The sequence below is a fragment of the Stenotrophomonas rhizophila genome, from assembly GCF_000661955.1.
Lineage (GTDB): Bacteria > Pseudomonadota > Gammaproteobacteria > Xanthomonadales > Xanthomonadaceae > Stenotrophomonas > Stenotrophomonas rhizophila.
This window is the reverse complement of record NZ_CP007597.1, coordinates 668,739-694,827: the sequence shown is the minus strand read 5'-3', so window position 1 is coordinate 694,827 and position 26,089 is coordinate 668,739. Positions and strand designations below refer to the sequence as shown.

Annotated in this window: 20 protein-coding genes; 5 read left to right on the top strand and 15 right to left on the bottom strand. The window is 67.4% G+C overall.

Features of this window, described 5'->3' with window-relative positions; translation table 11 throughout:
- Window positions 1-455: 455 nt before the first annotated feature.
- The 6 genes from rodA (DX03_RS02940) to DX03_RS02915 all read right to left on the bottom strand — a co-directional run bounded on the left by rodA (DX03_RS02940) (window position 456) and on the right by DX03_RS02915 (window position 7,783).
- Complete coding sequence (rodA, locus tag DX03_RS02940; protein WP_051598727.1) at window positions 456-1,586, bottom strand: rod shape-determining protein RodA; 1,131 nt, start codon at window positions 1,584-1,586, stop codon at window positions 456-458.
- 204 nt (window positions 1,587-1,790) lie between these two features.
- Window positions 1,791-2,903, bottom strand: a complete 1,113-nt coding sequence (rodA, locus tag DX03_RS02935; protein ID WP_038686196.1) for a rod shape-determining protein RodA — start codon at window positions 2,901-2,903, stop codon at window positions 1,791-1,793.
- A complete protein-coding gene (gene mrdA, locus DX03_RS02930; protein ID WP_038686194.1) occupies window positions 2,900-4,969 on the bottom strand; it encodes a penicillin-binding protein 2 in 2,070 nt (689 codons plus the stop codon). Before mrdA ends, rodA (DX03_RS02935) begins: the two co-directional genes overlap by 4 nt.
- A gap of 1 nt (window position 4,970) precedes the next feature.
- On the bottom strand, window positions 4,971-5,456 hold the full coding sequence (gene mreD, locus DX03_RS02925; RefSeq protein ID WP_038686193.1) for a rod shape-determining protein MreD: 486 nt from the start codon (window positions 5,454-5,456) through the stop codon (window positions 4,971-4,973).
- Window positions 5,453-6,607, bottom strand: a complete 1,155-nt coding sequence (gene mreC / locus DX03_RS02920; RefSeq protein ID WP_038686191.1) for a rod shape-determining protein MreC — start codon at window positions 6,605-6,607, stop codon at window positions 5,453-5,455. Before mreC ends, mreD begins: the two co-directional genes overlap by 4 nt.
- A 129-nt stretch (window positions 6,608-6,736) precedes the next feature.
- Window positions 6,737-7,783: a rod shape-determining protein gene (locus tag DX03_RS02915; RefSeq protein WP_038686189.1), complete on the bottom strand. Its 1,047-nt coding sequence runs from the start codon at window positions 7,781-7,783 to the stop codon at window positions 6,737-6,739.
- Between the two features lie 285 nt (window positions 7,784-8,068).
- On the opposite strand from DX03_RS02915, the gene DX03_RS02910 reads away from it, so the two are divergent.
- Window positions 8,069-9,007, top strand: coding sequence for a carbohydrate kinase family protein (locus DX03_RS02910; RefSeq protein ID WP_038686188.1), 939 nt, complete (start codon window positions 8,069-8,071; stop codon window positions 9,005-9,007).
- Between the two features lie 355 nt (window positions 9,008-9,362).
- Here the strand turns inward: DX03_RS02910 and DX03_RS02905 are convergent, their stop codons facing one another.
- The 6 genes from DX03_RS02905 to ubiE all read right to left on the bottom strand — a co-directional run bounded on the left by DX03_RS02905 (window position 9,363) and on the right by ubiE (window position 17,984).
- Window positions 9,363-11,348, bottom strand: coding sequence for an LTA synthase family protein (locus tag DX03_RS02905; protein ID WP_051598726.1), 1,986 nt, complete (start codon window positions 11,346-11,348; stop codon window positions 9,363-9,365).
- A gap of 322 nt (window positions 11,349-11,670) precedes the next feature.
- Complete coding sequence (locus DX03_RS02900) at window positions 11,671-12,294, bottom strand: HAD family hydrolase (RefSeq protein WP_081797131.1); 624 nt, start codon at window positions 12,292-12,294, stop codon at window positions 11,671-11,673.
- Window positions 12,291-13,022, bottom strand: coding sequence for a hypothetical protein (locus DX03_RS02895; protein ID WP_038686184.1), 732 nt, complete (start codon window positions 13,020-13,022; stop codon window positions 12,291-12,293). Before DX03_RS02895 ends, DX03_RS02900 begins: the two co-directional genes overlap by 4 nt.
- 1,258 nt (window positions 13,023-14,280) lie before the next feature.
- On the bottom strand, window positions 14,281-16,206 hold the full coding sequence (locus DX03_RS02890) for a M1 family metallopeptidase (RefSeq protein ID WP_038691803.1): 1,926 nt from the start codon (window positions 16,204-16,206) through the stop codon (window positions 14,281-14,283).
- An 84-nt stretch (window positions 16,207-16,290) separates the two neighbouring features.
- Window positions 16,291-17,154 carry a GGDEF domain-containing protein gene (locus DX03_RS02885; protein WP_038686182.1) on the bottom strand — a complete coding sequence of 288 codons (864 nt, stop codon included), beginning with the start codon at window positions 17,152-17,154 and terminating at the stop codon, window positions 16,291-16,293.
- 68 nt (window positions 17,155-17,222) lie between these two features.
- Window positions 17,223-17,984, bottom strand: coding sequence for a bifunctional demethylmenaquinone methyltransferase/2-methoxy-6-polyprenyl-1,4-benzoquinol methylase UbiE (gene ubiE / locus DX03_RS02880; protein ID WP_038686180.1), 762 nt, complete (start codon window positions 17,982-17,984; stop codon window positions 17,223-17,225).
- A 135-nt stretch (window positions 17,985-18,119) separates the two neighbouring features.
- Between ubiE and DX03_RS02875 the strand changes: the two genes are divergently transcribed.
- From DX03_RS02875 to DX03_RS02860, 4 genes are all read left to right on the top strand, one after another.
- The gene (locus DX03_RS02875) at window positions 18,120-18,572 is read left to right on the top strand and encodes a nucleoside deaminase (protein ID WP_019186053.1); all 453 of its coding nucleotides are present in this window, start codon (window positions 18,120-18,122) and stop codon (window positions 18,570-18,572) included.
- Between the two features lie 257 nt (window positions 18,573-18,829).
- On the top strand, window positions 18,830-19,120 hold the full coding sequence (locus DX03_RS02870; protein WP_038686177.1) for a hypothetical protein: 291 nt from the start codon (window positions 18,830-18,832) through the stop codon (window positions 19,118-19,120).
- 62 nt (window positions 19,121-19,182) lie between these two features.
- Window positions 19,183-19,524 carry a hypothetical protein gene (locus DX03_RS02865; protein WP_038691801.1) on the top strand — a complete coding sequence of 114 codons (342 nt, stop codon included), beginning with the start codon at window positions 19,183-19,185 and terminating at the stop codon, window positions 19,522-19,524.
- 70 nt (window positions 19,525-19,594) lie between these two features.
- Complete coding sequence (locus DX03_RS02860; RefSeq protein ID WP_038686175.1) at window positions 19,595-20,041, top strand: low affinity iron permease family protein; 447 nt, start codon at window positions 19,595-19,597, stop codon at window positions 20,039-20,041.
- A gap of 214 nt (window positions 20,042-20,255) precedes the next feature.
- Here DX03_RS02860 and DX03_RS02855 read toward each other — a convergent pair whose 3' ends face one another.
- The 3 genes from DX03_RS02855 to smeD are packed head-to-tail and all read right to left on the bottom strand — an operon-like array spanning window position 20,256 to window position 26,016.
- Entirely contained in the window at window positions 20,256-21,647 is a 1,392-nt protein-coding gene (locus DX03_RS02855; protein ID WP_038686173.1) for an efflux transporter outer membrane subunit, read from the bottom strand.
- Window positions 21,640-24,828, bottom strand: coding sequence for a multidrug efflux RND transporter permease subunit SmeE (gene smeE, locus DX03_RS02850; RefSeq protein WP_051598725.1), 3,189 nt, complete (start codon window positions 24,826-24,828; stop codon window positions 21,640-21,642). Before smeE ends, DX03_RS02855 begins: the two co-directional genes overlap by 8 nt.
- 12 nt (window positions 24,829-24,840) lie before the next feature.
- Window positions 24,841-26,016: a multidrug efflux RND transporter periplasmic adaptor subunit SmeD gene (smeD, locus tag DX03_RS02845; protein WP_038686171.1), complete on the bottom strand. Its 1,176-nt coding sequence runs from the start codon at window positions 26,014-26,016 to the stop codon at window positions 24,841-24,843.
- Between the last annotated feature and the right edge of the window lie 73 nt (window positions 26,017-26,089).

Sequence of the window (26,089 nt, the reverse complement as noted above, 5' to 3'; positions counted from 1 at the left end):
CGTACTGATCAGCGGCAACTGGGCTACGGGTTCAAAACGCGCGGGCCCCATGGCCACTGAGGTCGTGCCGGCTGCGCCCCCATCCCCATGGACGCAACCGGCCAAACCGACCAGGTCGGTACCAGCGCGGCGCGCAACTCCCCAGCGCGCGCCTCGCTCCTTGTACCCGTAAGGTCAACTACTCCCCGTCGAGCTCCCCAGATGCAGCGCTTGGCTCACTGCACCCTGCTGACGGGCCGCCATTGTGCAGGCCGTTTACGACAAGTCCATTGATCAGGATCAAGTGACGTCATATGTGTGCGCCACATCTCACTTTTGCGCCACTTTCTTGACGAAACCTGCACCAAACACGACAGCAGATGACGCGAATTCCGCAATTTTGCGAAACAGGTGCGCTGCTGGGGGCGTCGGGGGTCGAGCATCTGGAGGAGCCGGCCAGCGGCCGGCACTACCGGTTACGCGGCGGTCGGAAGCGGACGGTGGCGCTGGCGGCCGTGGACGGGCTGCCTGCCCTGCACCGCCATCACCAGCCCGAACCCCGCCAGCAACGACACCGCCGACGTGCCGCCATAACTGATCAGCGGCATCGGCACCCCCACCACCGGCAGCAGCCCGGAGATCATTCCGCCGTTGACCAGCACATAGACAAAGAACACCAGCCCGGTCGTACCGGCCAGTAATCGCGAGTAGCCGCAGCGGGTGCCCGCCGCGATCCACAGACAGCGCGCGATGACGAACAGGAACAGCCCGAGCACCGCCACTACTCCGACCCAGCCGAACTCCTCGGCCAGCACCGAGAACGCAAAGTCGGTGGTGTACTCCGGCAGGAAATCCAGCGCGGCCTGGGTGCCCTGCCCCCAGCCTTTCCCGTGCATCCCACCGGACCCGATGGCGATGCGCGACTGGATGATGTTCCAGCCGGTACCCAGCGGATCATTCTCCGGATACAGGAAGGTCAGCACGCGGTCCTTCTGGTACTGCCGCAGCAGCCCGAACCACGCCAGCGGTGCCGCCACCGACACCCCGCCCAGCGCCAGCGCCACCCAGCCCCAGTGCAGGCCGGCCAACAGCAGCGCGAACATCCCGCTGGCCGTCACCAGCGTGGCCGTGCCCAGGTTCGGCTGCAGCAGGATCAACACCGCCGGTACCCCGATCAACAACGCAGCCACCAGCACCACCTTCGGCCGCGGCGGCAGCGCCTGCCGGTGCAGGTACCAGGCCATCATCATGGGCAGGCTGAGCTTGAGCAGCTCCGACGGCTGCAGGTAGAACACCCCGAGGTTCAACCAGCGCTGCCCGTATTTTCCCGTGCCCACCACATACACCGCTAACAACGGCAGCAGCGACACCGCATAGATCCAGGGCGACCACGCCCGCAACTGCAGCACCGGCAGCCGCGACAACCCCCACATCGCCGCCAGCCCCGCCGCATAGCGCATCGCCTGCGCCTGCACGGGCCCTTCCACGCTGTGCAACACCGCCAGGCTGGCCAGCATCAGCAGGCACAACGCGACCAACAGCGGAAGGTCCAGCGAATGCAGGAAGAAATGAAACGCGGCGCGTACGCGCTGCAGGTGTTCGACCATGCGGGCGACTCCTGGAAATGCGCGACGCACAGCAGACGGCGACACGGCAACAAAAAGCGGACCCGAGCGGTCCGGCGCAAGCGGACGACCGTAGCATGTGGCTCGGTGGGCAAGCTGAGTCAGGCCCAACCCGCGGCCGGGCACCGTGGGTCATGTTGTCGTTTTAATACAGAGGAGCAGCCGGGCAGCGCCCGGCGCTACGCGTCAGCCGTAGCCGCCGTGCACCGGCTGGTGGCTGCGTGCCGCCATCACCAGCCCGAACCCGGCCAGCAGCGACACCGCCGACGTGCCGCCGTAGCTGATCAACGGCATCGGCACGCCCACCACGGGCAGCAGCCCGGAAATCATGCCGCCGTTCACCAGCACATACACAAAGAACGCCAACCCCGTTGCGCCGGCCAGCAACCGCGAATACGAATCCCGCGACTGCGACGCGATCCACAGGCAGCGCCCGATCACCACCAGATACAGCGCCAGCACCGTGGCCACGCCGATCCAGCCAAATTCCTCACTCAGCACCGAGAACGCAAAGTCCGTCGTCTGCTCGGGAATGAAGTTCAGGTGCGACTGCGAGCCCTGCCCCCAGCCCTTCCCGTCGAACCCGCCCGACCCGATCGCGATCTTCGACTGGATGATGTTCCAGCCCGCGCCCAGCGCGTCCATCTCCGGGTCCAGGAACATCATGATCCGGTCCTTCTGGTAGGGACGCAGCAGCCAGATCCACGCCACCGGCGCGGCCGCCGCCACACCGCCCACGGCCACCCCCACCCACCACCACGGCAGGCCGGCCAGCAGCAGCACGAACGCACCGCTCGCCGCGATAAGCACCCCGGTCCCGAAGTCCGGCTGCAGCATCACCAGCCCGGTCGGCACCCCGATGATCACCGCACTCACCATCACCGTCGAAAAACGCGGCGGCAACGGCATTTTGTGCAGGTACCAGGCCACCATCATCGGCAGACTCACCTTCAACAGCTCCGCCGGCTGCAGGTAGAACAGCTTCAGATCCAGCCACTGCCGCCCGTACTTGCCCGTGCCCAGCACGAACACCGCCAGCAGCGGAATCATCGAGATCGCATAGATCAACGGTGTCGCCGACCGGATGCGCAGGATCGACATCCGCGAAATGGCCCACATCGCGCCCAGGCCCACCGCGAAGCGCGCGCCCTGCGCGAACACCAGCCCGTCGCCGCCAGCGCTCTTCAGCACCGCCAGCCCGATCAGCATCAGCATGCCCAGGGCCAGGCACAGCACCCAGTCCAGCGAACTGCTGAAGCGCACGACCATGTCGGTCGCCCAACGCAGGAACACCTTCATCGTGAGCGCTCCGGCGCAGTGGGCGGTGCGGTGGCGGCGGGCACCGGGGCGCCTGGCACCGGCGATGGCACCGGGGCCGGTGCAACCGGCAGGCCCACCTGGATCGGCAGCGATTCAAGCACCGCCGCGGCCGCATCACCGGCTGCGCGCGCGTTGTTGTCGCTGCTCTCGAATCCGGTGATTCCGATCGCCGTGGTGCCGCGCTCGCTGTCCAGCGGCTCCAGCCCGTCGGGCATCTTGCCCAGCAGCCACGCATCGAACAGCTTGCGCGCGATCGGCGCCGCCGCCGAGCCACCGTAACCGCCGCCCTCGACCGCGATCGCCACGGCGATCACCGGGTTCTCGGCCGGCGCGAAGCCCACGAACAACGAACGGTGGCGCAGGTGCATCGGCAGGCTCTTGGGATTCACCGCGGCCGTACCGCGGCGGCTGATCACCTGCGCCGTACCGGTCTTGCCGGCAATGGTGTACGGCGCGCCGGCCGCGGCGCGCGCGCCACTGCCGCCCGGGCGCATCGTGCCCATCATGCCTTCGCGCACCGCCTGCAGGTTGCCCGGGCTGGGGCTGACCGGCTTGGTGTCGCCGGCCGGCACCGCAGTCCAGTCGGCGTCGAACCCGGCGCGCTGCTGCATCACCAGGTGCGGGGTGCGCAGCTGGCCGTTGCCGATGCCACTTACGCCGTGCACCAGCTGCAGCGGCGTTACTTTCCAGTCGCCCTGGCCGATGCTCACGTTGACCGTGTCGCCGGGGTACCAGCGTTCCTTGCGCGTTTTGTACTTGTGCTGCGGCGACGGCAGGATGCCGCCGATCTCGCCGGTGAGATCGATGCCGGTGGGCGCGCCGAACCCGTAGTAGCCCATGTACTGGTCGAAGCGCTCGATGCCCATGTCCAGCGCCAGCTTGTAGTAGTACGTGTTCACTGACTGGGTGATCGACTTGCGCAGGTCGGTCCAGCCGTGGCCGCCGCGGTTGGCATCGCCCCAGCCGCGCGAGGTGCCCGGCAGGTAGAACATGCCGGTGGAGAGGATCTTGTCTTCCGGCTTGCGCGTGCCGCTGTCCAGACCAGCCAGGCCGATCAGCGGCTTGATCGTCGAACCGGGGGCCACGCCGCCCAGCACCAGCCGGTTGAACTGCGGCCGCGAGGGGTTGCTGTTGAGCGCCTGGAAATCGGCATGCGAGATGCCGTTGACGAACAGGTTCGGGTCATACGAGGGCAGGCTGACCATCGCCAGCACCTCGCCGGTGCGCGGGTCCATCGCCACGGCCGCGCCTTCGAACTCGCCGAACGCGGCCACCATCGCCCGTTGCAGGTCCGCGTCGATGGACAGCCGCAGGTCGCTGCCGGACTGCGCGGCCACCCGGCCGATGGTGCGGATGGCGCGGCCCTGCACGTTGGTCTCGACCTGCTCGTAGCCCACCTTCCCGCGCAGCTGCGACTCGTAGTAACGCTCCAGCCCGGACTTGCCGATATGGGTCAGCGCGGCATTGCCTTCGCCGAGGATCTCCAGGTCCTTGTCGTCCACCCGGCCCACGTAGCCGATGATGTGGGCGAACAGGTCGCCGTACGGGTAACGCCGGGTCAGGTAGGGCTCCAGCTCCACGCCGGGGTAGCGCCAGCGGTCCACCGCAAAGCGCGCCATTTCCTCATCGGTGACCCGCAGCTTGAGCGTGACCGGCAGGAACTTGCGGCGCGCCTTGCGCGACTTGTTGAAGGTTTCGATGTCCTCGGGGCTCAGCTCGAGGATCTTGGCCAGCCCGGCCAGGGTGGCGTCCATGTCCTTGACCTTGTCCGGGGTGATGTCCAGCCGGAACGCAGGCACGTTCTCGGCGAGCAGGCGCCCGTTGCGGTCGTAGATCATGCCGCGCCCGGGCACTACCGGCCGTGGCTTGATCCGGTTGGCTTCCGAGCGGGTGGCGTAGATGTCGTGGTCCAGCACCTGCAGCTTGAAGTACCAGCCGCCCAGCCCGAGCAGGCAGACCAGCACGCCCAGGAAGCCCAGCGCGGCGCGACGCCGGAACTGTTCGCCCTCGGCGTGGGGGTTCTTGGCCTGGCGGCGCACGTACACGTCAGCGCCCGCGACGCCCGAAGCGGACCGCGTCGAGCAGGATGAACAGCAGCGGCCACAGGCCCATGCCCAGCAGCGGGGCCCACCAGTACGACCACGGCAGGGTCGGCTCGCCCACCACGATGTGCACCACCGAACTGACGATGCGGTCGTTGAACAGCAAACCGCCAATAGCCAGCATCTGCTGGGACATCGGGAAGAAGCGGATGCGCGCGCGGAAGCGCTGCAGGATGAAGGTGAGCATGACCAGGCGCAGCGCCTGTTCGCCCAGCACCCCGCCGTACAGCAGGTCGGCGACCACGCCGCTGGCAAACGCGATGCCCAGCCCGACCCGGTCCGGCGCCTCGATCACCCAGTAGGCCAGCACCAGGGCCAGCCAGTACGGCCGCAGCGGCTGCAGCAGTGCCGGCAGCGGCAGCAGGCCCAGCAGCAGCGCCAGCACCACGCTGACCGGCAGCACCCACGGTTTGTCGCGCAGGCGGCTCATTCGCGATTCTCCACGGGCGGGGCTTGCCGGCCAGCGGCCGGCACTACCGGCTGGGGTTGCCGGGCAGAGCCCGGCGCTACGGCAGAGGGCTGGGGTTGCCGGGCAGAGCCCGGCGCTACGGCAGAGGGTTGGGGTTGCCGGGCAGAGCCCGGCGCTACGGGTTGGGCCGGCGAGGGTTGCCGGCCAGCGGCCGGCACTACCGGGGTGGTGGTTGGCTGCGGGGGCTGGGCCGTCGTACCAGCTGCCTCCTGCAACGGTACCGCCGACGGTCCGCCGGCTTCGCCGGAGAGGCGCAGGTTGGGCGGAATCCGAATCGCCGCGCCGGGGCGCAGGAGCAGGACGTCGCGGCCACGGTCGAGCTGGGCGGCCGGTTTCAGTTCGCCCACCAGGAAAGCGTGGGTGTCATCAGGGCGCAGCGCGGTGATCTTGCCCACCGGGAACCCGGCCGGGAAACGCCCGCCCAGGCCGGAGGTGACGATCTCATCGCCCACTTCCACGCCTGCGCTGAGCGGAATGTCGCGCAGTTCCAGGGTGTCGCCCCGGCCGTACACGATCAGGCGCACGCCGTTGCGGGCCACGGTTACCGGCACGGCGTGGTCCGGGTCGGTGAGCAGCAGCACCGTGGCATTGCTGCCGGTGGTGGCGATCACCTGGCCCATCAGGCCACCCGAATCGATCACGGCCTGGCCCAGGTGCACGCCGTCGCGGCTGCCGGCGGCCAGCACCAGGCGCTGCCGGACCGGGTCCAGGTCGATGTCCAGAATCGGCGCCAGCTGCACGTCCAACCCGCTGCGCTCGGCCACGTTGAGCAGCTCGCGCAGCTGCGCGTTGTCCAGCGCGGCGGTCTGCAGGCGGGTCAGGCGGGCGTTGGCGATCAGCAGCTTGTTGCGCAGCGCGCGGTTCTCTTCCACCAGCTGGCCATGGCTGGCGGCATTGTCCTTGACCTGGGTGCCCAGCTTGCCGGGCAACCCGGCCAGCGCCCATACCGGCTGCACCAGCACGTTGGTCTGCGCGCGCAGGCGCGCCAGCCAGCCGGCCTGGTCATCGAGCACGATCAGGGTGATGGCCAGGGCCAGGTAAGCGAGCAGCCGCAGTGGACTGGCGGCATCGCCCTGGCGGGAGGCTACGGGGGGACCGGCGTAGGGCGGCACGACTGGCTTCGACTGGAGGAAAACGAAAGAAGGATGCGACAACGCCCCGGCGTTGCGATACCCGGCGTGGCAGTCACGCAGTGGGCATCACGCCGCAGGGGCGCGTGCAGGGAGCACAGCCGGTTCGGCTTACTCCGGCGCAAAGAACTCGTTGCCGTGCATGTCCACCAGCTCCAGCGCACGACCACCGCCGCGAGCCACGCAGGTCAGCGGGTCATCGGCCACCTGCACGTGCAGGCCGGTTTCTTCGGAGATCAGGCGGTCCAGGTCGCGCAGCAGTGCGCCACCGCCGGTGAGCACGATGCCGCGCTCGGCGACGTCGGCACACAGTTCCGGCGGGGTCTGTTCCAGCGCCAGCTTGACCGCGCTGACGATGCCCGACAGCGGCTCGTGCAGGGCTTCCAGCACTTCGTTGGAGTTGATCTTGATCATCTTCGGCACGCCCTCGGCGAGGTTGCGGCCGGAGATTTCCATCTCGATCACTTCCGCCTGCGGGTAGGCGCAGCCCAGCTCCACCTTGATGCGCTCGGCGGTGGCTTCACCGATCAGCATGCCGTGGTTGCGGCGCACGTAGTTGGTGATCGACTCGTCGAAGCGGTCGCCGCCGATGCGCACCGAGGCCGAATAGACGATGCCGTTCAGCGAGATCACGGCCACTTCGGTGGTGCCGCCGCCGATGTCGATGACCATCGAGCCACGGGCTTCGGTCACCGGCATGCCGGCGCCGATCGCCGCGGCCATCGGTTCTTCGATCAGGAACACGTCACGCGCACCGGCCTCCTCGGCCGATTCCTTGATGGCGCGGCGCTCGACCTGGGTCGAGCCGGCCGGCACGCAGACCAGCACGCGCGGGCTCGGGCGCAGGAAGCGCGACTTGTGCACCTTCTTGATGAAGTGCTTGAGCATCGCCTCGGTGTAGGTGAAATCGGCGATGACGCCGTCTTTCATCGGGCGGATGGTGGTGATGTGGCCCGGGGTACGGCCCAGCATCTGCTTGGCTTCGGCGCCTACGGCAGCCACGGAACGGGTACCACCGATGGCACGATCCTGGCGCACGGCGACCACGGACGGCTCGTTCAGCACGATTCCCTGCCCACGCACATAGATGAGGGTGTTGGCCGTGCCCAGGTCGATGGACAGGTCATTGGAGAACATGCCGCGCAGTTTCTTGAACATCTGGGAGTTGATCCTGAGGGGTGTCGCGCCCAACGCGGGATGGCGAAAAAATGGGCAGAATTCGAGGTCGACAAGCCTAGCAATCCCCCTGTGCGCGAGCAAGGACAAATCTGGTGCAAAGCCAGCCTTCACGGCCATTCAGGCGAATTTGACCCGGCTCGGACAGCACCGGTTCTGGCCCAAAGCCGCCTCACCCGTTAACCTTTGCGCCGCAGGGCGCCTCGAGGCGCCGTTTCGTTGCCCGCCTGGCGGGCCTCAAACTCCCTTCCGCATAGGCCTTAATCGATGTCCGCTTTGATCTGTGGTTCTCTTGCCTTCGACACCATCATGGTGTTCCCGGACCAGTTCAAGAATCACATCCTGCCGGACAAGGTGCACATCCTGAACGTGTCGTTCCTGGTGCCGCGCATGCGACGTGAATTCGGCGGTTGCGCAGGCAACATCGCCTACAACCTGCACCTGCTGGGCGGTGACCCGATCCCGATGGGCACCGTGGGCTCGGACTTCGGCCCGTACCGCGAGTACTTCCAGGGCCTGGGCATCGACCTGGCGCGGGTCAAGGTGATCGATGAGCTGTTCACGCCCCAGGCGTTCATCACCACCGACCACGACAACAACCAGATCACCGCCTTCCACCCGGGCGCGATGATGCGGTCCTACGAGAACCACGTGAAGGACGTGCCGGGCGTGACCCTGGGCCTGGTCGGCCCGGACGGGCGCGAGGGCATGATCCAGAACTCCCAGGAGTTCTTCGAGGCCGGCGTGCCGTTCATCTTCGACCCGGGCCAGGCCATGCCGCTGTTCAACGGTCCGGAACTGCGCACCTTCATCGAGCAGGCCGACTACGTGGTGGTCAACGACTACGAGTCCAACCTGCTGCAGGAGCGCACTGGCTGGGACGAAAAGGCGATCGTGAGCCGGGTCAAGGCCTACATCACCACCCGTGGCCCGAAGGGCGCGGTGATCCACACCCCGGAAAAGACCTATGACATCCCGCCGGCGCACGAGCGTCGCGTGGTCGACCCGACCGGCTGCGGCGACGCGTTCCGCGCCGGCCTGATCTACGGCATCGAGAAGGGCTTCGACTGGCTCACCATCGGCCGCATGGGCAACCTGATGGGCGCGCTGAAGGTGGAACACCCGGGCACGCAGAACCAGCGCTTCACGTTTGAAGAGTTCAACGAGCAGTTCAAGCAGCAATTTGGTTACGCGCTGAACGCGTAACCAAATTGCCCGCGCATTCCACCTAAACCCCGCGCCTGTCGGCGCGCCCCCTTGAACATCAAGGGGGCTTTTCACCAGAGGGTGGGACGCGACCTGTTGGTTCATGCGGCGTCGGGCGCAATACCCGCCTGGTAGGGTCGGATCCTGATCGACTGCCGACCTTGCCGGCCACTGCTGGAACGCATGACCCTGGATCGGGAACGCTGCTGTGCATTGCGGCGCGCGGCTGCGGCAGGCATCCAGCGTTCGTCGCGCCGATGGGCGACATCGGCAGTCGATCGGGATCCGACCCTACCAGGGTCGGGGTCACGGCTGTCGGGTGCTTCAACGCCCAACCTTGCCCCGTCCGCCCGGCTCAGGGCCGGGGCGTCGGCTTGGCCTTCTCCGGCAACCGGTACAGCTCTTTTTCGTAGGCCAGCGTGCCCCACATGGCATAGGCGTGGGCGCGCCGTGCCAGCGCCGGGTTCAGCGGCTGCGGCTGCAGCTGGTCGCTGGCCGGGTCGTAGCGGTAGCCCTGTGCGGGCTTGTCCGGCTGCAGGATGGCCACCTCGTTGCCCTCCATCCACGCCAGGTTGCGGTCGTACTGCATCAGCGCGCGCCCGGGCTGCAACCGTCGCGCGTCGGTCAGGTCCTGCCCGACCAGCGGCGTGGGATCGGCAATGCCCAGCAGCGACAACAGCGTCGGCGGCAGATCGATCTGGCTCACGATGCGGGCGTCCTGGCGTGGCGCGATGCCACCGCCCAGGATCAGCCCGGGGATGTGGAAGTTGGCGATGGGCACCATGTCCTTGCCGAACACCCGCGAATCATGGTCGGCCACGACCAGGAACACGGTGTTTTCCCAGTACGGTGACGCCATCGCCTTGCGGAAGAATTCGCCCAGCGCGTAATCGGCGTACTTGGCCGCGTTGTCGCGGGTCTGCTTGGGCTGCTCGTACAGGTCGATGCGGCCGTCGGGGAATTCGAACGGATCGTGGTTGCTGGAGGTGAACACCAGCCCGAAGAACGGCTTGCCCTGCGCATTCAACTCGCGGAACTGCTGGTCGGCCCGGCCGAACAGGTCCTCATCCGACGCCCCCCACGACCCGACGAACGCCGGCTTGCGGTAGTCCTTGCGGTCCACGATGCGGGTGAAACCGTTGGCGAGGAAGAACTCGCGCATGTTGTCGAAGTGGCTTTCACCGCCGTAGTAGAAGCCGGTGTCGTAGCCATGCCGCCCCAGCACATCGGCCAGGGTGAAGAAACGCTGGCGGGAGGCAGGCAGCTTGACCACCGATTCGGCCGGGGTGGGCGGGAAGCCGGTCAGCACCGCCTCGATCCCGCGCACCGAGCGCGTGCCGGTCGCATACAGCCGCTCGAACGCCCAGCCCTGCGTGCTCAAGCGGTCGTAGTTGGGCGACAGCGGCCGCCCACCCAGGCTGCCGATGAACTGCGCGCCCAGGCTTTCTTCCAGCACGATCACCAGGTTGCGCGGTTTGCCCGTGTGCATCGGCGGGCGCAGCGCCAGGCTCGGCAGGTCATCGGACACGTACGCCGATGCCGGCAGGCCACTGGTGGCGCGCAGTTCGCTGACCACCTCGGCCAGCGGCAGGTCGCCATACACGCGCGAGGTTTCGCTGCGGGTTGCCAGCTGCCGCGCGGCAAAGCCGACGGTGTAAAGCGAGTTCAGCGGCAGCGCATTGATGGTCGGGTCGGTGGAGAACGCCACCAGCGCCGGGTTCAAGGGCCGATGCCCCAGGCTGGAGCGCACGCCCATGGCGGCCAGCAGCAGCACCAGCATCGCCAACGGCAGCCGCCACAGCCAGCCGGCCTCGACGGGGACCGTCGGCGTGGGCACTACCCAGCGGCGCGAGCCGCGCAGCAACACCCAGAACAGCACGATCACCGCGGTCACCTCGATCACCACGGCCAGCAGGTGGCCCCGCAGCAGGGTCATCCCGACTTCTTCGGGATAGATCAGGTATTCCAGGAACAGGCGGTTCGGGCGCAGCCCGTATTCGGCCATGAAGCTGGGCGTGGCCAGCTCCATGAACACCAGCAGCACGCTCGCCGCGATCAGCCAGCCGCGCAGCAGGTGGCGCCAGGCGCGGCCCAGCCGCCCGTCCACCGGCAGCAGCAGCGCCAGCACCGCGGGAATGCCATAGAGCAGGCAGAGGGTGGCCACATCCACCCGTATCCCCTGCAGGAACACCGTGCCCCAGCCGTCGGCCGCGCTGACCCGCGCGGCATGCCACAGCGCCAGCCCCAGCCGGGAGACCGACAGGGCCACCAGGCCGAACAGGAAGAAGGCGGCAATCGGAGACAGACGCCGGTACAGCGACACCCATACAGCTCGGAGCATGAAAGGAATCCAGAAAGGGAACTACGAACAGCCGCGCCCATCCCTGGCAGCGGGCCACACCCGACCACGTGTTACCCGACACACCCGCCAGCGCAGCGCACCTGCCGCCGCCAGCGTTCAACGCCCACCGCCTGGATCAGGCCGCACCGGTCAGCGGCGGCGGTTCCCCAACCGCACCGCGCCCCACGCCCGACCCGTCAGTCATCCATCCGACACACGGCCGGTTCCGAACAATACAGGGATTAGCGCCTGCGTCGACCGGAAACGTGATCCCCCGTTTGCCGGCGTTGGGCGGCGGTTTCCACCGGCCACCCGCCCTGCACTAGCGCTGGCAGTGCGCCAGCACCGCGCGGCAATCGGCCAGGTGCCAGCAGGCCATGCCCGGCCACGGGTTGTCCGGGGCATTGACCAGCAGCGTCCGGGTGCCGGCCGCACGGCCGCATTCCAGGTCGAAGCGGTAGTCGCCCACCATCACCACCTGCGCCGGGTCCACCTGCCAGCGCTGCACGAAGTACTGCAGCCCGGCCGGGGAGGGTTTCGGCTCGGCTTCGTCGCGGCCGATGATGTCCTGCTCGGCAAACACGTCGTCCAGCCCGATCGCCTGCAGGGTGATCTGCGCCAGGCTGCGCACGTTGCGGGTCAGGATGCCCAGCCGGCAGCCCGCCCCCTGCAGCGCGCGCACCAGCGCCACCGCGCCCGGCGCGGGCTGGGCCTCGGCGGCCAGCGCACGCTCATGCGCCAGCAGCCAGGCGTGCTTGGCCGTGGCCTCCGCCGCGGGCAACCCGGCCAGGTGGGTGAGGATGTCGTCCTGCACCGGGATCGCCAGTTCGCGTTTGATCCGCTCGAAGTCGTGCACCGCCACGGTCAGGGTGCCGTCCATGTCGAACACCCAGTGGCGGATCGCCGACAGCGGCAACGCCGCAGCCGGGTCGCCCGCCGCCGTCATTCCCACCACTTCGGCATGCGGTTGGGGTCCACCCCGCCGGTCTCGAACACCGCGGTACGGGTGCCGCCGGCCTTGACCGGGAATTCGATGCTGATCACCTTGGCCTTGCGCGCCAGCTTCCACAGCGCCTTCTGGTCGGTGATGAACATCGCGATCGCCTCGTCGGTCTTGGGCCGCCAGGCGGCCATCGCGATCGGCTTGCCACCGTCCACGCTGACCTGCACCTTGCACTGCGGGCAGCGGAAGTCACCGGCCTGCAGCACCAGGTAGGCATGCCGCTTCCATTCGGGGTGGTCGCGGAACACCAGCTGCACCGGCTTGGCACCGCTGCCGTCCACATCAACGCGCTGCTTGCTGTAGATCTGCGCCGAGACCTGCATGCCCTTGCTGCCCACGGGAATCTGGTTGTACTGCCACAGGCCCTGCATGCGGCGCAGGTCGCGCGCGGCATCGCCCTTGGCCTGCACCTCGGCGAAGCCCGGCTCGATCCGCGCGGCCACGTCGGTGTCCTTGTACTGGTCCAGCAAGGCACCGCCATGGATGCGCGCACGCTCCCAGTCCTGCGCGGCCACCGCCATCTCGTACTGCTTGGCCACGCCTTCGGCCTTTTCTTCCTGCTGCGCCTTGGCGGCAGCGGCGGCGGCTTCCTGCGCCTTGCGCTCTTCCTCGGGGTTGCTGCAGGCAACCAGCGCGAAGGCACAGGCAGCGGCCAAGATCAGTCGTTTCATTGCGTACTCCGTGATTGGCAAGGCGCCCAATGGCGTCACCGGCCTACTGTAACGGGGGAGGTGGTAGGGTCGCATCCCCATCGACCGCCCTCGGCGGGCCTGCGTGCGGTGGTGGCATGACCTGGGGCGGGGCCGCGGCCCTCTCCGCTGATGTTCATGCCGATATCGAACGGGGGCAATGCAATGGCGGTCGATTGGGATGCGACCCTACCGGGGTAGCGCGGTGTCGATCTGACGGATCCCTGTGACGGGGACGCTCGGTGTCAATCTGACGGGTCCCTGTGACGGCTGGTAGGGTCGCATCCCTATCGACCGCTCTCGGTGGATCCGCGTGCGGTGGGGGCGTGACCTGGGACGCAGCCAAGGCTCTTTTCGTTTGATGTCCATGTCGGTATCGAACGTGGGCAATGCAATGGCGGTCGATTGGGATGCGACCCTACCGGGGTAGCGCGGTGTCGATCTGACGGATCGCTGTGACGGGGGACGCTCGGCGTCAATCTGACGGGTCCCTGTGACGCGGCAGGGTCGCATCCCTATCGACCGCCCTCGGCGGGCCTGCGTGCGGTGGGGGCGTGAATTGGGGCGGGGCCGCGGCCCTCTCCGCTGATGTTCATGCCGATATCGAACGGGGGCAATGCAATGGCGGTCGATTGGGATGCGACCCTACCGGGGTAGCGCGGTGTCGATCTGACGGATCCCTGTGACGGGGACGCTCGGCGTCGAGCTGACGGGGCCCTGTGACGGCTGGTAGGGTCGCATCCTTATCGACCGCCCTCGGCGGGTCCGCGTGCGGTGGTGGCATGACCTGGGACGCAGCCAAGGCTCTTTTCGTTTGATGTCCATGTCGGTATCGAACGTGGGCAATGCAATGGCGGTCGATTGGGATGCGACCCTACCTCGGTAGCGCGGCGTTGATCTGACGGATCCCTGTGACGGGGACGCTCGGCGTCGAGCTGACGGGGCCCTGTGTCGGTAGGGTCGCATCCCCATCGACCGCCCTCGGCGGGTCTGCGTGCGGTGGTGGCGTGACCTGGGGCGGGGCCGCGGCCCTCTCCGCTGATGTTCATGCCGATATCGAACGGGGGCAATGCAATGGCGGTCGATCGGGATGCGACCCTACCGGGGTAGCGCGGTGTCGATCTGACGGGGCGCCGCTGCGCATGGCGTCGCGCACAAAAAAACGGCGGGTTTCCCCGCCGTTTTCAGGCAGTGCGTCGCGCGGTGCTGGCTGGGCTGAGTTGCCGGCCAGCGGCCGGCACTACTTGCTTGCCTTGTCCAGCATGTCCTGCACCGACGCGGTGGTGATCGGGTGGTAGCCCGGCTTGGCCTTCTCGAAGGCCGCCTTGGCGAATGCCAGGCCTTCGGGGGTCTTCACCAGTTCTGCGTAGATCGGCAGGATCAGCTTGCGACGGCCCACGCGCTCGATGAAGGCCGCGGCCGGTTCGTTGGCTTCGGCGTAACCACTGCGGATGGCCAGCGGGTACCAGCGCATCGCGATTTCGCCATTGGCGGTTCCGGTGAAGTGGTACGCCTTGTCCAGCGCCGCCAGCTTGTCCAGCGGCAGGGTCTTGCCCAGGCCATCGATGAAGTGCACCCATTCCTGGGTGCCCCACTCGCCGGTGATCTGCACGTTCGGCAGGGTGTTGCTGCCCTGCCAGGCGATGCGCGCGGTATCGACGATGGAGAAGTTGCGCGAGCGGGCCTTGGTCGCGAACGACGGAATGCCCGGCTCGTCCAGCCATGCCTTCAGCTCGGCGTCGGTCACGGCACCCGGCTTCTTGGACAGCAGGTTCTTCTTCAGGTACGCAACGAACTGGTCGGTGTTCGCGCTCTGGAAGGCGTGGTCATCGAACCAGCCGCGCAGGAACGGGTCGAAGGTCTCGCGACCAAAACGCTGCTCCAGGAACTGCAGGAACCAGGCGCCCTTGACGTAGGCGACCTGGCTCAGCGCGTCGTCCGGATCACGCTCGGTCAGCGGCGGCAGCGCCAGCGCCTGGTCGGCCGGGCTCATGTCCTTCACTTCGGCCAGCAGGTCGTTCTGGTCGATCTCGCGCTCCATCTCGGCCATTTCCTGGCCATACAGCGCTTCGGTGATGCGGCCCTGCACGTAGGTGGTGAAGCCTTCGTTGAGCCAGATGTCCTTCCAGCTGGCGTTGGTCACCAGGTTGCCCGACCAGCTGTGCGCCAGTTCGTGGGCCACCAGCGACACCAGCGACTTGTCGCCCACGATCACGGTGGGCGTGGCGAAGGTCAGGCGCGGGTTTTCCATGCCACCGAACGGGAACGACGGCGGCAGCACCAGCATGTCGTAGCGGCCCCAGCGGTACTGGCCGTACAGCTTCTCGGCGGCGCCGATCATCTTCTCGGTGTCTTCGAATTCCTTGGCGGCCTTGCCGACCATGGTCGGTTCAGCCCACACGCCGGAGCGGCCGGAGATCGGCTCGAACACCAGGTCGCCGGCGGCGATGGCCAGCAGGTAGGACGGGATCGGCTGCGGCATCTTGAAGGTGTAATCACCGTCACGCGCGGCCTTGGGATCGTTGTCGGCGCTCATCAGCACCATCACGTCCGCGCGCGAGGTGACATGCGCGCTGTAGGTGAAGCGCACGCTCGGCGTGTCCTGCAACGGCACCCACGAACGGGCGTGGATGGCCTGGGACTGGCTGAACATGAAGGGCAGCTTCTTGCCCTCGGTCATCGACGGCTCCAGCCACTGCAGGCCCGAGGCGGTCGGGGCGGTGTGGTAGGTGATCTGCACCTTGGCCGGCTGCGCAGGCGCCTCGATGCTCAGCTTGCTGCCGAACACCTTGTCGGCCGGGGCCAGCACGAACTGCAGCGGCGATGCCTTGCCGTCGGCGTCGATCGCCTCGACCTTCGACACGGTCAGCTCGCGGGTGTCGAGCACCAGCTGCTTGGCCGCCTTGTCCTTCCACTCCAGGGTGTAGGTGGCGGTGCCACCGATCTGCTTGGCGTCGAAGTCCAGCTTCAGGTCCAGCGCCAGGTCCTTGACCACCACCTTGTCCGGCTCGGCGTAGGAGCTTTCATCGTGGCTGCGGCTGTCGGCTTTCATGGCAGTGCTCGCCGGTGCGGTGGCGGTGGGCGCGGCAGCCGGGGCGGCCGCTTCTTTGGAACAGCCGGCGGCCAGCGCCACGGCAAGGGGAATGAGCAGGAACGGAGATCGCATGGACATCGGGACCGATCAGGGTGAAACGACCAGTTTACCCCCTGTCCGCCCCGCCCCGCAGCGCCGACGCCCCGGGCTGCGCATTCAGTCGGGTTCGCACAGCAACCGCGCGCCGCCGGCATATTTGGCGCGGTACATCGCCGCGTCCGCGCGGCGGTAGACCTCGCGCAGGTCTTCGCCCGGTCGATACGCCGCGCCACCGGCACTGGCCTTGAGCGGCGTCTGTTCACCGTTGTCTGCGGCCAGCACGGCCAACCAGTGGCGCAACCGCACGCAGGCCACCGCGTGGCTGGCGTGCACGGCCAACACGAACTCATCCCCGCCCCAGCGCCCGATCCAGTCGCCGGGCTGCAGCCACTGCCGCGCCGATTCCACCAGGCGTACCAGCACCTGGTCGCCGGCCAGGTGGCCGTGCGCGTCATTGATCGGCTTGAGGTTGTCCAGGTCCACCACGAACAGGCTCAACGGCTGCCGGCGCGATTGCGCCAGCTGCGCCGAGTCGGCCAGGGCCTGCTCGCAGCCACGCCGGTTCAGCGCCTGGGTGAGCGGATCGAGCAGCACGCTGCGGCGCAGGTCGCGCAGGCCGGCGTCGACGCCGTGCAGGTTGCGGTTGATGCTGCGCAGCAGCCGGCCGATCTCGTCATGGCCCAGGTCGGGCAGGTGCGGCAGGCGCTGTTCGTCGTAGTAGGCCTCCAGCGCGTCGGCGGCCTGGCGCAGCGGCGCCATCAGCCGGTACAGCGCCATCATCGCCATCGCGGTGCCCACCAGGGTGGCGCCCAGCACCACGCCGACCACGGTCCACATCGTGTCGCGCTGGTAGTGGCCGCTGACCGCCATCCACAGCAGCAGCCCCAGCAGCGGTACGTGCACGCCGATGAACACCACGGTCATCAGCTTGGCGCTGAACGACCGGGGAAACACGCGGGCCAGGCCGCGGTACAGACGCATGGCAGGCCCTCTCTGACAGCCTGCCCGCAGTGTGGACCAGCTCCCTCAGCGGGAACTGGACCGGTGTCTCAAACCTTGTAGCCGGAGTGGATCGAGACGATGCCGCCGGTCAGGTTCTTGTAATGGCAGCGCGCGAAGCCCGCCTCGCCCATCATGGTCTTGAGCTGTTCCTGCGGCGGGTGCTTGCGGATGCTCTCGGCCAGGTACTGGTAGCTGTCGCCGTCACGCGCGAACAGCTGGCCCAGCTTGGGCAGGATCTTGAACGAGTGGAAGTCGTAGATCGGCTTGAACCAGTCCGCGGTGACTTCGGAGAACTCCAGCACGCGCGCCTGGCCGCCCACCTTGAGCACGCGGTACATCTCGCGCAGGCCGGCGTCCTTGTCGGTCACGTTGCGCAGGCCGAAGGCGATGGTCACCAGGTCGAAGCTGGCGTCCGGGAACGGCAGCGCCTCGGCGTTGCACTGCACGTACTCCAGGCCCTTGACCAGGCCGCGGTTCATCAACCGGTCGCGGCCCACCGACAGCATGCCGGCGTTGATGTCGCCCAGCACCACTTCACCCTCGTCACCCACCCGCTCCTTGATCAGCGCGGCGATGTCGCCGGTGCCGCCGGCCAGGTCGAGCACGCGGTCACCCGGCTTCACCTGCGCGGTGGCCACGTAGTAGCGCTTCCAGGCCCGGTGGATGCCCAGGCTCATCAGGTCGTTCATCAGGTCGTAGCTGCGCGCGACCGAGGTGAACACTTCGCCCACCAGCTTCTGCTTGTCCTTGGCTGCGACATCGCGGAAGCCGAAATGGGTGGTGCCAGTCTTGTAGGGGGATTCGCTCATGGACGGATTATCGCACCGCTCGGCGCGCTGCGGCACCCGCCCCCTGCGACCGGGCGCCGCAGGGGGCCCGCGCCGGCCGGTGCCGAAGCCGCTGGCGGCCACTATCATGGCGGTCCAGATGCTTACGGACCGCCCATGATCACCACCCCCGACTACGCCGCCCTGCTTGAAACCGCCATCGCCGAAGCCCGCCAGGGCCTGGCCGAAGGCGGCATCCCGATCGGCGCTGCCCTGTACCACAACGACGGCCGCCTGCTGGGCTGCGGCCACAACCGCCGGGTGCAGGAAGGCGACCCGTCGGTGCACGGGGAAACCGATGCGTTCCGCAAGGCCGGCCGCCAGCGCCGCTACCAGGACACCATCATGGTCACCACGCTGGCCCCGTGCTGGTACTGCAGCGGGCTGGTGCGCCAGTTCAACATCGGCACCGTGGTGGTAGGCGAGTCGGTCACCTTCCAGGGCGGCATCGAATGGCTGCGCGAAAACGGGGTCAAAGTCATCGACATGCAGAGTCAGGCCTGCATCGACCTGCTGGGCGGCTTCATTTCGGCCCACCCGGAGGTCTGGAACGAAGACATCGGCGAGTGATCGCGATGCTTCGCGCAGTGGAGTGAGCCGTTCCGCTGCGCCTGTGAGGTGCTGTGACACCCGATCGCAGCATCTCCGGTTCTGAACGCTTCAGTTCCCGTCAGCCGGGTGAACGCGCTGTGCCAGCAGCGTATGGCCGTCCTCGCGCACCGCAGTGTCCACACCTGCGGCACCGCGCGACGACGCTGCACTAACAAACCCTGCACAGCGACCGCCTATGGTGGATGCACAGGGGGCAGCAGCGTCGAGGAGACGTCATGAATGCCCGAATACGCCGCACCGCCGCCATGGACCCCGCGCTGGTTACTGCCTGGGAACAGCTGCAGGTGCATTACGCCACCTACCAGAACTCCGCTCCGTTCTGGACCGCCTACCAGGCCATCCAGGACGCTTTGACCCACGCCCATCCGGAGCGGCGCATCGATGTCTGCAACCAGCTGGCCACGTTGGCCGAACAGCTGGGCGTGGTCGACCATGCACAGTTGCTGGGCGAACGCTGCGCTGAACATGTCAGCCAGGACCGCCACGCGGAGTCGACACCACAATGACGTCGCATGCACTGCGCTTTACGCACTCTTGTAAAACTCCCTCCTTGCATATCGATGCCACCATGTCTTCCGCCCAGCTTTCCATCCCTGCCGTGATCGACGTAGACGCAGAGGTTGCGTACTGGCGCCAGCGCCACGCCGACGGCAACCTTGGCACGGGCTCGGGGTCGTTCGGCCACTACGTGCCGTGGATCAAGTTCGCCTGCGATTCGCTGATCACCCAGCCGCGCGCGAGCGACGAGCAGCGCGATGAAACGTTCCAGACCCAGTACGCACTGCAGATCATGCCGCGCCTCACCGAAGAGCAGGCCCGCGCGTTCGTCGAATCCTGCTGGGAACATGTGTACCTGGCCAGCCGCCACGACGTGGCCACGCGCCCGCGCCTGGGTGCCGCACGCGCCTGAGCACACGCTGCACGGCGCGTACACGGCGCGCCGCCAATGATGGGGTCCCGTTGCTACCCTGCCGTGCCGCATGAGCCTTCGAAGTGTGTTCAACCTGGTCGCCAAGAAGGCGGCCTATGCAGCAGGAACGCCTTGGACGTTCCTTGCCGCCGTGTCCATCGTGGCGCTGTGGGCACTCAGCGGCCCCGTCTTCAAATTCAACGATACGTGGCAGCTGGTGATCAACACCGGCACCACGATCATCACCTTCCTGATGGTGTTCCTGATCCAGCACAGCCAGAACGCGGATGCGGCTGCGGTGCAGATCAAGCTCGATGAGCTGATCCGGGCCACCGCCGAGGCCAACAACGAACTGCTGGACCTGGAAGAGCTCGACGAAGAGCGACTGGAAGAGATCCGCCGCGAGTACGAGCGCATGGCACGCGAAGCCGGTGATGCGCTGGAACGTGCGCGTGCCTGCCATGGCGATGGGCGGGATGATGACCGGGTGGATAACCGAGGTCATGACCGATCATGACGGTAGAGCCGACTGGTAGAGCCGACCGGTAGAGCCGACTGTTAGTCGGCTGCCCTTACCGACCACCGAAAAGAAATCACGACCGGTAGAGCCGACCGGTAGAGCCGACTGTTAGTCGGCTGCCCTTGCCTGCCACCTGAGAGCAGCCGACTAACAGTCGGCTCTACCGGTCGGCTCTACCGGTCGGTTCTACGCCTCGGCTCTACCGGTCGGCTCAACCGCGCTCGTGCCAGCCGCCGCCCAGCACCTTGTACAGCGCGACCTGGTTGGACTGCTGCGCCAGCTGCGTGCTGACCAGCGACTTGCGCGCGGTATAGGCGGTGCGCCGCGCATCCAGGAGGGTGACGAAGCTGTCCAGCCCGGCGTCGTAGCGCGCCTGCGACAGCGTCTGCGCCTGCGTGGCCGCCGCCATCAGGGCCTGCTGCGAGGCCAGCTGCGCATCCAGGCTGTCGTTGAGCGCCAATGCATCGGCCGCCTCGCGGAAGCCCGACTGGATGGCCTTTTCGTACTGCGCCAGTGCGATATCGCGGTTGGCGGTGGCCACGCCCAGATTGGCGCGCAGCTTGCCGCCCTGGAAGATCGGCAGGTTCAGCGTCGGCACGAAGCTCCAGGCACGAGTGCCGCTGTCGAACAGGTTGGACAGCTCCGACGACGCCGAGCCGATGCTGCCGGTGAGGCTGATCGACGGGAAGAACGCCGCACGGGCCGCACCGATGTTGGCATTGGCCGACAGCAGCGTGTGCTCGGCGGCCATCACGTCGGGACGGCGCAGCAGCACCTCACCGGGAACGCCGGCCGGCAGCGGGCGCACCGCCGCGATCTCGGTCACTTCGGTTGCCGGCAACAGGGTGTCATCGACCGGCCCACCGGCCAGCAGCACCAACGCGTTGCGGTCCTGCGCCACCTGCCCGGCAAAGCGGGCCACGTCGGTGCGTGCGGTTTCCACCAGCGTACGCGTCTGGCTGAGTTCCAGCGACGACGCGCCGCCCAGCTGATGACGCGCCTCGGCCAGCCGCAGCGAGTCTTCGTAGCTGGCCAGGGTGGCCTGGGCGATGCGCAGCTGTTCGTTGTCCGCGCCCAGGGTCAGCCAGGCATTGGCCACTTCGGCCACCAGGCTGAGCTGCGCGCTGCGCCGGTTGGCCGCCTCGCTGAAGTACTGCTGCAACGCCGCCTGGCTCAGGTTGCGCACGCGGCCGAACAGGTCCAGCTCGAACTCGACCACACCGAGGTTCGCGCTGAACTGCTCGGTGACCGGGGCATCGCCGCCGGTGCGGGTCATCTGCCCCTGCACGCCGACCGCAGGCACGCGGTCGGCGCGCTGGATGCGGTACTGCGCCCGCGCCTTTTCGACGTTGAGCACGGCCACGCGCAGGTCGCGGTTGTTGTCCAGCGACTGGGCGATCACCGCCTGCAGGCGCGGGTCGACGAAGAAATCGCGCCAGCCGATGTCGGCCACCTCGACGGTGGCCGAGGACGTGCCGCTGGTGGTGGCCGGCCACTGCGCCGGGATCGCCGGCGCGACCTCGGTGCTGGACGGCACCAGCGTGGCGCAGCCGGACAGTGCCGCGGCCACGGCGAGGGCCAGCAGGGAGGATGCCTTACTCATGATTGCCACCTTCCGGCGTATCGCCGTTGTGTTGCGTGCCGGCCTGCGGGGACGCCTCGGCCGCGCGCAGCTTGCGGTTGAACAGGCGCTGCACCACCACGAAGAACAGCGGGATGAAGAACACGCCCAGCACGGTGCCCACCACCATGCCGCCGAGCACGCCGGTACCGATCGCGCGCTGCGCGCCCGAACCGGCACCGGAGGCGATCGCCAGCGGCAGCACGCCCAGGCCGAAGGCCAGCGAGGTCATGATGATCGGGCGCAGACGGTCGCGCACGGCATGCATGGTGGCCTCGATCAGGCCAGCGCCCTTCTCCAGGTTTTCCTTGGCGAACTCCACGATCAGGATCGCGTTCTTGCTGGTCAGACCCACCGTGGTGAGCATGGCCACCTGGAAGTAGATGTCGCGTTCCATGCCACGCATGGTGTTGGCCAGCACCGCGCCGAGGATGCCCAGCGGGGCCACCAGCAGCACCGAGGTCGGCACGCTCCAGCTTTCATACAACGCAGCCAGGCACAGGAACACGATCAGCAGCGACAGCGTGTACAGCAGCGGCGTCTGCGAACCGGCCTGGCGTTCCTGGTAGGACAACGCGGTCCATTCGATCTCGAAGCCCGGCGGCAGGTCCTTGGCGATACGCTCGATTTCCACCATGGCATCGCCGGAGGCCACGCCCGGGGCCGGCTCGCCCTGGATTTCCATGGCCGACACACCGTTGTAGCGCTCCAGGCGCGGCGAACCGTAGTCCCAGCGCTTGGAGGCGAAGGCACTGAACGGCACCATCTCGCCCTGGCTGTTCTTCACCGACCACACGTTGAAGTCGTCCGGGTTCATGCGGAAATCCGCATCGGACTGCACATACACGCGCTTGACCCGGCCACGGTCGATGAAGTCATCGATGTAGCTGCTGCCCCACGCGGTGGCGAGGGTGTTGTTGATCGAGGCCACCGACAGGCCCAGCGCATTGGCCTTCTCCACGTCCACGTCGATGCGCAGCTGCGGGGTGTCTTCCTGGCCGTTGGGACGCACGTTGGCCAGCAGCTTGCTGCCGCCTGCGCCGCCCAGAAGCTGGTTGCGTGCGTTGAGCAGTGCTTCGTGGCCCTGCCCGCTGGTGTCCTTCAGGAAGAAGGTGTAGCCCGAGCCGATGCCCAGCTCCGGCATGGCCGGCGGCGGGAAGGCGAAGATGAAGGCGTCCTTGATCTGGCCCAGTGCGCCCATCGCGCGGCCGGTGATCGGCCCCACGCCCTGGTCGGCGTCGCGCTCCTTCCAGTCCTTGAGCTTGATGAAGGACATGCCCGCGTTCTGGCCCATGCCGGCGAAGCTGAAGCCCTGCACCGAGAACACCGACTCGACCGCGTCGGTTTCATTCTTCAGGAAGTGTTCTTCCAGCTGGTACATCGCTTCCAGGGTGCGTTCCTGGGTAGCGCCGACCGGGGTCTGCACCAGTGCCATCAGGATGCCCTGGTCTTCGTTGGGCAGGAACGAGCTGGGCAGGCGCATGAACAGCAGGCCCATCACCAGTGCCAGCACGGCGAAGATCGACATGAAGCGCCACGGCCGGGCCAGGATGCCCTTGACGCCGCGCTGGTAGGTTTCGCTGGAGCGGTCGAAGCCGCGGTTGAAACCGCCGAAGAACCGGCCCGACCAGCCCTTGTGCGCCACATGGTGCTCGCCCTTCTTCAGCGGCTTGAGCATGGTGGCGCACAGCGCCGGGGTGAGCACGATGGCGACCAGCACCGACAACGCCATGGCCGACACGATGGTGGCCGAGAACTGCCGGTAGATGACGCCGGTGGCACCGCTCATGAAGGCCATCGGCACGAACACCGCCGACAGCACCAGACCGATACCCACCAGCGCGCCGGTGATCTGCCCCATCGACTTGCGGGTGGCCTCCAGCGGTGACAGGCCCTCTTCGGACATGATGCGTTCGACGTTCTCCACCACCACGATGGCGTCATCGACCAATAGGCCGATCGCCAGCACCATGGCGAACATGGTCAGCATGTTGATCGAGAAGCCCAGCGCGGCCAGGATGCCGAACGTGCCCAGCAACACCACCGGTACCGCGATGGTCGGGATCAGGGTGGCACGGAAGTTCTGCAGGAACAGGTACATCACCACGAACACGAGCACGATCGCTTCGATCAGGGTCTTGATGACGCCCTTGATCGAGACCTGCACGAACGGGGTGGTGTCATACGGCACCACCGATTCCAGCCCGGCCGGGAAGTTGGACTTCATGTCCTCCAGCGCGGCGCGCACGCCGTTGGCGGTGTCCAGCGCGTTGGCGCCGGTGGCCAGGGTGATGGCGATACCGGTGGACGGCTTGCCGTTGTAGCGGGTGACGAAGTCGTAGCTTTCCGCGCCCAGTTCCACGCGGGCAACGTCGCCCAGGCGCAGCTCGCTGCCGTCGGTGCCGCCGCGGACCAGGATGTTGCGGAACTGTTCCGGGGTCTGCAGGCGGTCCTGCGCGTTGATGGTGGCGTTGAGCTGCTGACCCTTCACCGACGGCGCGCCGCCGAGCTGGCCGATGGCGACCTGCGCGTTCTGCGCGGTGATCGCCGCGGTCACTTCATCCACCGACAGCTTGTAGGTGTGCAGCTTGTTGGGGTCCAGCCAGATGCGCATGGCGTACTTGCCACCGAACACCTGGATGTTGCCCACGCCCGGCACGCGGCTGAGCGGGTCCACGACATTGGAGCCGACGTAGTCGGAGATGTCGTTGGCGTCCATGCTGCCGTCGTTGGACACAAAGCCGATCACCTGCAGGAAGCCGCTGCTCGACTTGGCCACGTTGATGCCCTGCCGCTGTACTTCCTGCGGCAGCAGCGGCATGGCCAGCTGCAGCTTGTTCTGCACCTGCACCTGCGCGATGTCCGGGTTGGTCCCGCTCTCGAAGGTAAGGGTGATGGTGGCCTGGCCGTTGGCCGAGCTGTTGGAGGAGAAGTAGATCAGGCCATCGATGCCCTTCATGTTCTGCTCGATGATCTGGGTCACCGAGTCTTCCACCACCTTGGCCGACGCACCCGGGTAGGTGGCGCTGATTTCAACGGCGGGCGGGGCCACTTCGGGGTACATCGACACGGGCAGCTTCACCACGGCCAGCGCACCGGCGAGCATGATGATGATCGCAATCACCCACGCGAAGATGGGGCGATCAATAAAATAACGAGCCATTGGATTCTCCGCTTACTGCTTGTCGGCCGGCGCCGCCGGCGTGGCCGGCTTGGCCGGCGCGGCGCCCATCTCGGTGGCCTGCACGGGCATGCCCGGCTGGATCTTCTGCAGGCCTTCGACGATGACCTTGTCGCCCGGCTTCAGGCCGTCTTCGACCAGCCACTTGCTGCCGACCGCGCGGCTGACCTTGACCGGGCGCACTTCGACCTTGTTGTCCTTGCCGACCACCATGGCGGTGGTGTCGCCCTTGGGATCGCGGGCGATGCCCTGCATGGGCACGAGGATGCCGTTTTCGCGCACGCCGCTGCCGACCTGGGCGCGCACGTACATGCCGGGCATCAGCACCTGGTCGGGGTTGTCGACCTTGACCCGCAGCGCGTAGCTGCCGGTGGTGGGATCGACGCTGACTTCGGAGAACTCCAGGGTGCCCTTGTGCGCGAACTCGGTGCCGTCGTCGAGCAGGATGGTGACCGGCAGGGTCTGGTTGTCCTGCAGGCGGCCGCTGGCCAGTTCACGGCGCATCTGCAGCAGTTCGCTGGCCGATTGGGTCAGGTCGACATAGATCGGGTCGAGCTGCTGCACGGTGGCAAGCGCGTCGGCCTGGCCGGCGCTGACCAGCGCGCCCTGGGTGACCGAGGACTTGCCGATGCGGCCGCTGATCGGGGCGGTAATGCGGGCGTAGCCCAGGGTGACGTTGGCGGCATCCAAGGAGGCCTTGGCGGCGCCCACGTCGGCCTCGGCCTGCTTCTGTGCGGCCACGGCGTTTTCCAGGTCCTGCTTGCTGACCGCGTCGACCTTGGCCAGTTCGGTGATGCGCTTGGCGCTCAGGCGCGCGGCGTTGGCGGTGGCGTCGGCGCGGGCTAGCTGGGCGCGGGCGCTGTTGGCCTGGGCGCGGTAGCTGGCGTCATCCACCTGGTACAGGGGCTGGCCGGCGGTGACCAGGCCGCCTTCGGTGAACAGGCGCTTGGCGACGATGCCGCTGACCTGGGGGCGCACTTCGGCGACCAGGAAGGCGTTGGTGCGGCCGGGCAGTTCGCGGGTGAGGCTGACCTGTTCGCCTTTGAGGGTGGCAACGGTGACCTGGCCCGGGCCGCCCTGCGGCCCCTCCTGCTCACCGCCGCCACAGGCGGACACGGTCAAGGCGATCGCGAGGGACAGCGCGAGAAGACGGTACGGGGTTCGGGACATGGTGGGGGCTCACAGGAAACGAAAAAGGGTCGCCTGCAGCACTACCCCGCCTTTAAAAGCGACGAATGACAGC